Annotated in this window: 7 protein-coding genes; 6 read left to right on the top strand and 1 reads right to left on the bottom strand. The window is 29.5% G+C overall.

The features are described from left to right. On the top strand, nt 1-294 hold a 294-nt coding region (locus KJQ97_RS08515), incomplete at its 5' end, for a hypothetical protein (RefSeq protein ID WP_214120571.1). A 31-nt stretch (nt 295-325) separates the two neighbouring features. Here the strand turns inward: KJQ97_RS08515 and KJQ97_RS08520 are convergent. Beyond that, nucleotides 326-1255 (bottom strand): ribose-phosphate pyrophosphokinase, encoded by a 930-nt coding sequence (locus KJQ97_RS08520; protein WP_214118527.1) that lies wholly within the window; start codon nt 1253-1255, stop codon nt 326-328. A gap of 181 nt (nt 1256-1436) precedes the next feature. On the opposite strand from KJQ97_RS08520, the gene KJQ97_RS08525 reads away from it, so the two are divergent. From KJQ97_RS08525 to nusB, 5 genes are read left to right on the top strand one after another with little or no spacing between them, the layout of a single operon-like run. Beyond that, a complete protein-coding gene (locus KJQ97_RS08525; protein ID WP_239803670.1) occupies nt 1437-3101 on the top strand; it encodes an L-lactate permease in 1665 nt (554 codons plus the stop codon). Nucleotides 3102-3103: 2 nt separating this feature from the next. Further along, nucleotides 3104-4045 (top strand): DMT family transporter, encoded by a 942-nt coding sequence (locus KJQ97_RS08530; RefSeq protein WP_250325870.1) that lies wholly within the window; start codon nt 3104-3106, stop codon nt 4043-4045. After that, nucleotides 4042-4926: a 3-deoxy-8-phosphooctulonate synthase gene (gene kdsA / locus KJQ97_RS08535; protein ID WP_214120573.1), complete on the top strand. Its 885-nt coding sequence runs from the start codon at nt 4042-4044 to the stop codon at nt 4924-4926. The genes KJQ97_RS08530 and kdsA overlap by 4 nt, the downstream gene beginning before the upstream one ends. 2 nt (nt 4927-4928) lie before the next feature. Next, nucleotides 4929-5399, top strand: a complete 471-nt coding sequence (gene ribH, locus KJQ97_RS08540; RefSeq protein ID WP_214120574.1) for a 6,7-dimethyl-8-ribityllumazine synthase — start codon at nt 4929-4931, stop codon at nt 5397-5399. Then, on the top strand, nt 5389-5775 hold the full coding sequence (gene nusB / locus KJQ97_RS08545; RefSeq protein ID WP_214120575.1) for a transcription antitermination factor NusB: 387 nt from the start codon (nt 5389-5391) through the stop codon (nt 5773-5775). Before ribH ends, nusB begins: the two co-directional genes overlap by 11 nt. Nucleotides 5776-5987 lie beyond the last annotated feature (212 nt).

A 5987-nucleotide genomic window follows, 5' to 3' on the forward strand; every position in this document is an offset into this window, starting at 1 on the left:
GCGTTTAAATATAGTGATGAAATTATTATAATGTATTTTTTAATTATTTTAAATCCTATAATTACGCTAGTTTTTGAGCTAAAATTTAATTTAATCAAAATTAATTTTTATGATGATTTTTTAGAATTTGAATATGGATTTTTCTTATTTAAAGTCAAGTATAAGAAAATAAAATATATAGATTATCAAGGAATTTATATTCAAACTAAATATATTAATTTTATTATTAATACAAATAAATTGAGCGAAGATGATTTGGATTATTTAGTTATAAGTTTAAAAAATAATTCCTAATTAATTAAATTAGGAATTATGAAAAATTTAATTATGAAAATAAACCATTAACACTTTCATTATGATAAACACGGCGAATAACTTCTCCAAATAAAGGTGCAACACTTAAAACTGTTATTTTTTTACATTCTTTTGCTAGTGGTATAGTATCAGTTACTATTAATTCATCTAAAGCACCATTTTCTATTCTATCATAAGCAGCTCCACTTAAAACAGGATGAGTACAGCAAGCAATTACACTTTTAGCTCCTAATTTTTTAAACACTTCAGCAGCTTTAACAATAGTTCCTGCAGTATCAATCATATCATCAACTATAATTACATCTTTACCATTTACATCGCCAATTACATTCATAACTTCGCTTTCATTAGCTTTTTCACGGCGTTTATCAACAATAACAAGTTCTAAATCTAGTGCTTTTGCAACAGCTCTTGCACGAACAATTCCACCTGTATCAGGACTTGCAACTACTGCTTTACTTAAATCTCTTTGTTTTAAATGTTCGTTAAAAATAATACTTCCGTATAAATTATCAACAGGGATATTAAAAAATCCTTGAATTTGACCTGCATGTAAATCAATAGTAGCTACACGGCTAATTCCTGCAGTTTGCATTAAATCAGCTACTAATTTTGCACTAATTGGAACTCTAGGAGCTGCTTTTCTATCTTGTCTAGCATATCCAAAATAAGGAATTACAGCAGTGATTGAATTAGCTGAACTTCTTTTTAATGCGTCAGTTAATATTAATAATTCCATTAAATTATCATTCGCTGGTGCGCAAGTGCTTTGGATAATAAATACATCTTTACCACGCACACTTTCTCCAATTTGAACGCTAATTTCTCCATCACTAAAACGCTTAACTCCAGCATCGCTTAATTTACAATCTAATCTTTGAGCGACTTTATTGGCAAATTGAATATTTGCAGAACCCGAAAAAATGGTATAACCTCTCATAAAATAACCTTTCTAAATTAATAAAATGAGCTATTATATCTTAAAAAACTTATTTGTAAATTTGTTACAAAAAGTAACATATTGTTAAAAATATTACGATTATTCTTAATCTTGTTGTTATTATATGCTAAATTCAGCATTTAAAATTAAAATATTAAAATCTTATCACGAAAGGAAAATTATGGAATTTACACCTAATTTTAACCCACTTGGCAATATTTGGTTAAGTGCATTTGTGGCATTTTTACCTATACTTTGCTTTTTTCTTTGTCTAGTGGTTTTTAAGACAAAAGGTTATGTGGCAGGTTTTTTAACTGTTGTTACAGCCATTCTTGTTGCAGTTTTTGCTTATAAAATGCCGTTAAATGCTGCATTTGCTAGTATTATAGTAGGTTTTACTACTGGTATTTGGCCTATTGCTTGGATTATAATAGCAGCTATTTTTCTTTATAAGCTTTCGATTAAATCAGGTCAATTTGAAGTAATTAAACAAAGTATTATGACAATTACGCCTGATCATCGTATTCAAGTAATCATCATTGGATTTTGTTTTGGAGCATTCTTAGAAGGTGCTATTGGATTTGGTGGACCTGTTGCAATTACTGCTGCTTTACTTGTTGGTTTAGGTCTTAGACCATTACAAGCAGCTGGATATTGTATGATAGCAAACACAGCTCCTGTTGCATTTGGTGCTATTGGTATTCCAATTATTGCAATGGCTCAAGCTGTTGGAATACAACAACATGAAGTTGCTGCTATGGTTGGTAGAATTTTACCTCCGTTTAGTTTTTGTATTCCATTTTTTATAGTATTTTTAATGGATGGTATGAAAGGTATTAAAGAAACTTTCCCTATTGTATTTGTTGCAGCTATTTCTTTTGCTATAGCACAATTTTTATCAGCAAACTTCTTAGGTGCTGAATTACCTGATATTATTTCAGCTATTGTTTCTTTAGTAGCTACTGCTGTTGCTGCAAAAACATTTAAACTTAAAAATATTGTAAGATTTGATGATAAAAAAGATTTTAGCGATGTAAAAACTTTAAGCATCAAAGAAATTGTTTATGCTTGGTCACCTTTCTTATTATTAATTGTATTTGTTGTTATATGGACTCAAGGTTGGTTTAAATCATTATTTGGAACTGATGCAGCTTTAGCATTTACTAATCTTAAATTATCATTTGCTAGTTTAGGTGATTTAGCAGTTATTAAACCATCACTTGTAGAAGGTGGAAAAGCAGGAACTCAACCTTTAGGACTAGGAATTCCGTTAATCAACACTCCAGGAACAGCTATTTTATTTGCTGCAATTGCAAGTATATATATTTTAAAAGTAAAAGCTAGTGATGCTAAAGTATGCTTTAATGATACTTTAAGAGAAATGGCGTTTCCTATTTTAACTATTGGTTTAGTTGTTGGTTTTGCAAAAATTACTGATTATAGTGGAGCTAGTGGAACATTAGGAATTGCATTATCACAAACTGGTGGAGCATTTACATTCTTCTCTCCTGTAATTGGTTGGATTGGAGTATTCTTAACAGGTTCTGATACAAGTGCAAACCTTTTATTTGGTTCTTTACAACAAGTTACAGCTCATCAATTAGGCTTTTCTGACACATTATTCTTAGCAGCAAATAGTGCAGGTGGTGTTGTTGGTAAAATGATATCTCCACAAAGTATTGCAGTTGCTTGTGCTGCTGTTGGCCTTGTAGGACGCGAGAGTGAGTTGTTTAAATACACAGTTAAATACTCAATAGCTATGATAATAATTATAGGAATTTGGGTAAGCTTAATTGCATATTTTATGCCTGGAATTATACCACCTAGTATTCCTTTAGCTAAATAATTATGCTTAGTTTAAAAAGGTTAATTAAAAAAAATCTAGGAATATATTTTATGGTTATTGCTAGTTTTGCATTTGCACTCATGGGGTGCTGTGCAAAACTACTTGCAAATACTATGCCTAGTGTAGAAATAATGTTTTTTAGAAATGTTATTGGAGTTATTTTTATAGCTTATTTGATTTATAAAATTCCACATAAAAAATCAGGTGGTAAATTCTCTTTATTGTTTTTTCGTGGTTTAATAGGAACTATTTCTTTATATTTTTTCTTTTATAATGTCGCTAATATTTCTTTAGGCGGTGCTTTTGCTTTTCAAAAAACAAATCCACTTTTTGTAGCATTAATTGCATTTTTGTTTTTTAAAGAGCAGTTAGGATTTAAAAGTATTTTATATTTATTATTAGCTTTTGGTGGTGTAATGTTAATAATTCAACCATTTGCACCTGAACATTTACATAGTGGTTTTGATATTAAAAACTCAATTTTAGGTGTTTTAAGTGGTTTAACAGCAGCGCTTGCTTTAACAAGTGCTAGGGAATTAGGAAAGTTTTACAATACTGAAGTTATAGCATCAAGTTTTTTTATACTAGGAACAATTTTACCTATATTATCTATGCTAGGCGGAGAGTATTTAAATGAGAGTATTATTAGGCATTTTGATTTTGCTTTTGCTACATTTGTAATGCCTGTTGGATATAAAATATGGACTTTAATTATTTTAATGGGCTCTTTATCGATTCTATACCAAATATATGTAACAAAAGCCTATAAAGCAGCTAAAAAGGCTGGGGTTGTAGCTGGAGTTGGATATATTGATGTTGTATTTACTTTATTTTTAGGAATACTTTTAGGAGATGATTTACCAAGTTTTGTAGTTTTAACAGGTATAATCTGCGTTTTAATAGGTGGTATAGGAATAAGTTTAAGTAAGGATAATAAAAAATGAGAAAAATTATATTATTTGCAGGACCTTGCGTTATAGAAAGTCCTGAAATTGTTACAGAAGTTGCAAAAAGATTAGAAAAAATTGCAAAACATCCACAAATTGATTTTTATTTTAAATCAAGTTTTGATAAAGCAAATCGCACAAGTTTAGATAGTTTTAGAGGACCTGGACTTGAAAAAGGTTTGCAGATTTTAGCTGATATAAAATCTAAATTTGGATATAAAATAATTACAGATATTCACGAGAGTTATCAAGCTGAAATTGCAGCTCAAGTTGTTGATACTCTTCAAATTCCAGCTTTTTTATGCAGACAAACTGATTTATTAGTTGCAGCTGCTAAAACTAAAGCTATTATAAATATCAAAAAAGGTCAATTTTTAAACCCAAGTGATATGAAATATAGCGTAGCAAAAGTAGCACAGACTAGAGGGTATGATTATAAAACTAATGATGAAAGTTTTTTTGCTTGCTCTGATATTGGAGAATTATCATTTAAAGATTTAAAAGATGAAGATTTTTCAAAAGCTCATCAAATGGCAAGAGAAGCTGGTGTTTTAGCAGTTGAGCGTGGAACTAGTCTTGGATATGGGAATTTAGTTGTTGATATGAGATCTCTTAAAATTATGAGAAATTTCGCACCTGTTATATTTGATGCTACACATAGCGTTCAAATGCCTGGAGCAGCAGGTGGTAAGAGTGGTGGAGATAGCTCTTTTGTATTGCCTTTAGCAAGAGCTGCTGCTGGAGTTGGCGTTGATGGATTTTTCTTTGAAACACATTTTAATCCGTGTGAAGCTTTATGCGATGGACCTAATATGGTAGCTACTAGCAAATTAGAAGAGAAAATTAATTTATTATTGAAAATATTAAATAAGGAATAAGTATGAATATTATTGAAGGACAATTAAAATTAAATGGTAATGAGAAATTTGCCATAATAAACGCTAGATTTAATAGTTTTATAACTGATAAATTAGTTGAAGGTGCTAAAGATGCTTTTGTTCGTTTTGGTGGAAATGAAAAGAATTTAGATTTAATTTTAGTTCCTGGTGCTTTTGAATTACCTTATGCTTTAAAACAAGCAGTGAAGAAAAATTATGATGGAATAGTGGTTTTAGGTGCTGTTATTCGTGGAGATACCCCACATTTTGATTATGTATCAGCAGAATGCACTAAGGGTGTTGCGGCTATAACTTTAGCAAATGATATTCCAATTAGTTTTGGTGTTCTTACAACAAACACTACAGAGCAAGCTATGGATAGAGCAGGAATTAAAAGTGGCAATAAAGGTTATGAAGCTATGGTAACTACTATTGAAATGCTAAATTTACAAAGAGTTCAAAATGGCAACTAGACATCAAGCTAGAAAAACAGTTGTAAGTTTATTGTATTCATTTGATTATGTTCAAAATAGTGAGCATGTAAATGATTATTTAGAAGAGCATAAAATAAGAAATGCTATTCGTGAATGGGCTTTAGAATTATTTAACGGCGTTCAAGCAAATCTATTAAAAATAGATGAGTGTTTAAAAGGTATTTTAGAAAGCAATGAAGTTAGTAATTTAGGTGGTATGGAAAAAGCTATTTTAAGACTTGGTGTTTATGAATTGCTTTTTACAAAAACAGATAAAGCTGTTGTTATAAATGAAGCTATTGAACTAGCTAAAGAATATGCAAGTGATAATGCACCTAAGCTTATTAATGGTGTATTAGATAAAGTTAGAAATTAATTTTAAATTAGCTAATATTTTTTATATTAGCTAATTACTCGTTGAATATTTTAATAGATATTTTTATATTTTATTTTCCAAATTAAATTCCTAATAGTTTTATGATATTTATTAAAATAATCAAAAAGGATAAATATGGAAAATGTTTTAATGCTAATGATAGGGGTATCAATATTATTAGCTTTTATAGTAATCATTGCTTTTATTTGGGG

It is taken from the genome of Campylobacter sp. 2018MI01 (genome assembly GCF_018501205.1).
In the GTDB taxonomy this organism is placed as follows: domain Bacteria; phylum Campylobacterota; class Campylobacteria; order Campylobacterales; family Campylobacteraceae; genus Campylobacter_E.

Coding starts and splice junctions, on each gene's coding strand:
- KJQ97_RS08520 (WP_214118527.1), bottom strand. CDS start 1,255: ATGAGAGGTTATACCATTTTTTCGGGTTCTGCAAATATTCAATTTGCC.
- KJQ97_RS08530 (WP_250325870.1), top strand. CDS start 3,104: ATGCTTAGTTTAAAAAGGTTAATTAAAAAAAATCTAGGAATATATTTT.
- ribH (WP_214120574.1), top strand. CDS start 4,929: ATGAATATTATTGAAGGACAATTAAAATTAAATGGTAATGAGAAATTT.
- kdsA (WP_214120573.1), top strand. CDS start 4,042: ATGAGAAAAATTATATTATTTGCAGGACCTTGCGTTATAGAAAGTCCT.
- KJQ97_RS08525 (WP_239803670.1), top strand. CDS start 1,437: ATGGAATTTACACCTAATTTTAACCCACTTGGCAATATTTGGTTAAGT.
- nusB (WP_214120575.1), top strand. CDS start 5,389: ATGGCAACTAGACATCAAGCTAGAAAAACAGTTGTAAGTTTATTGTAT.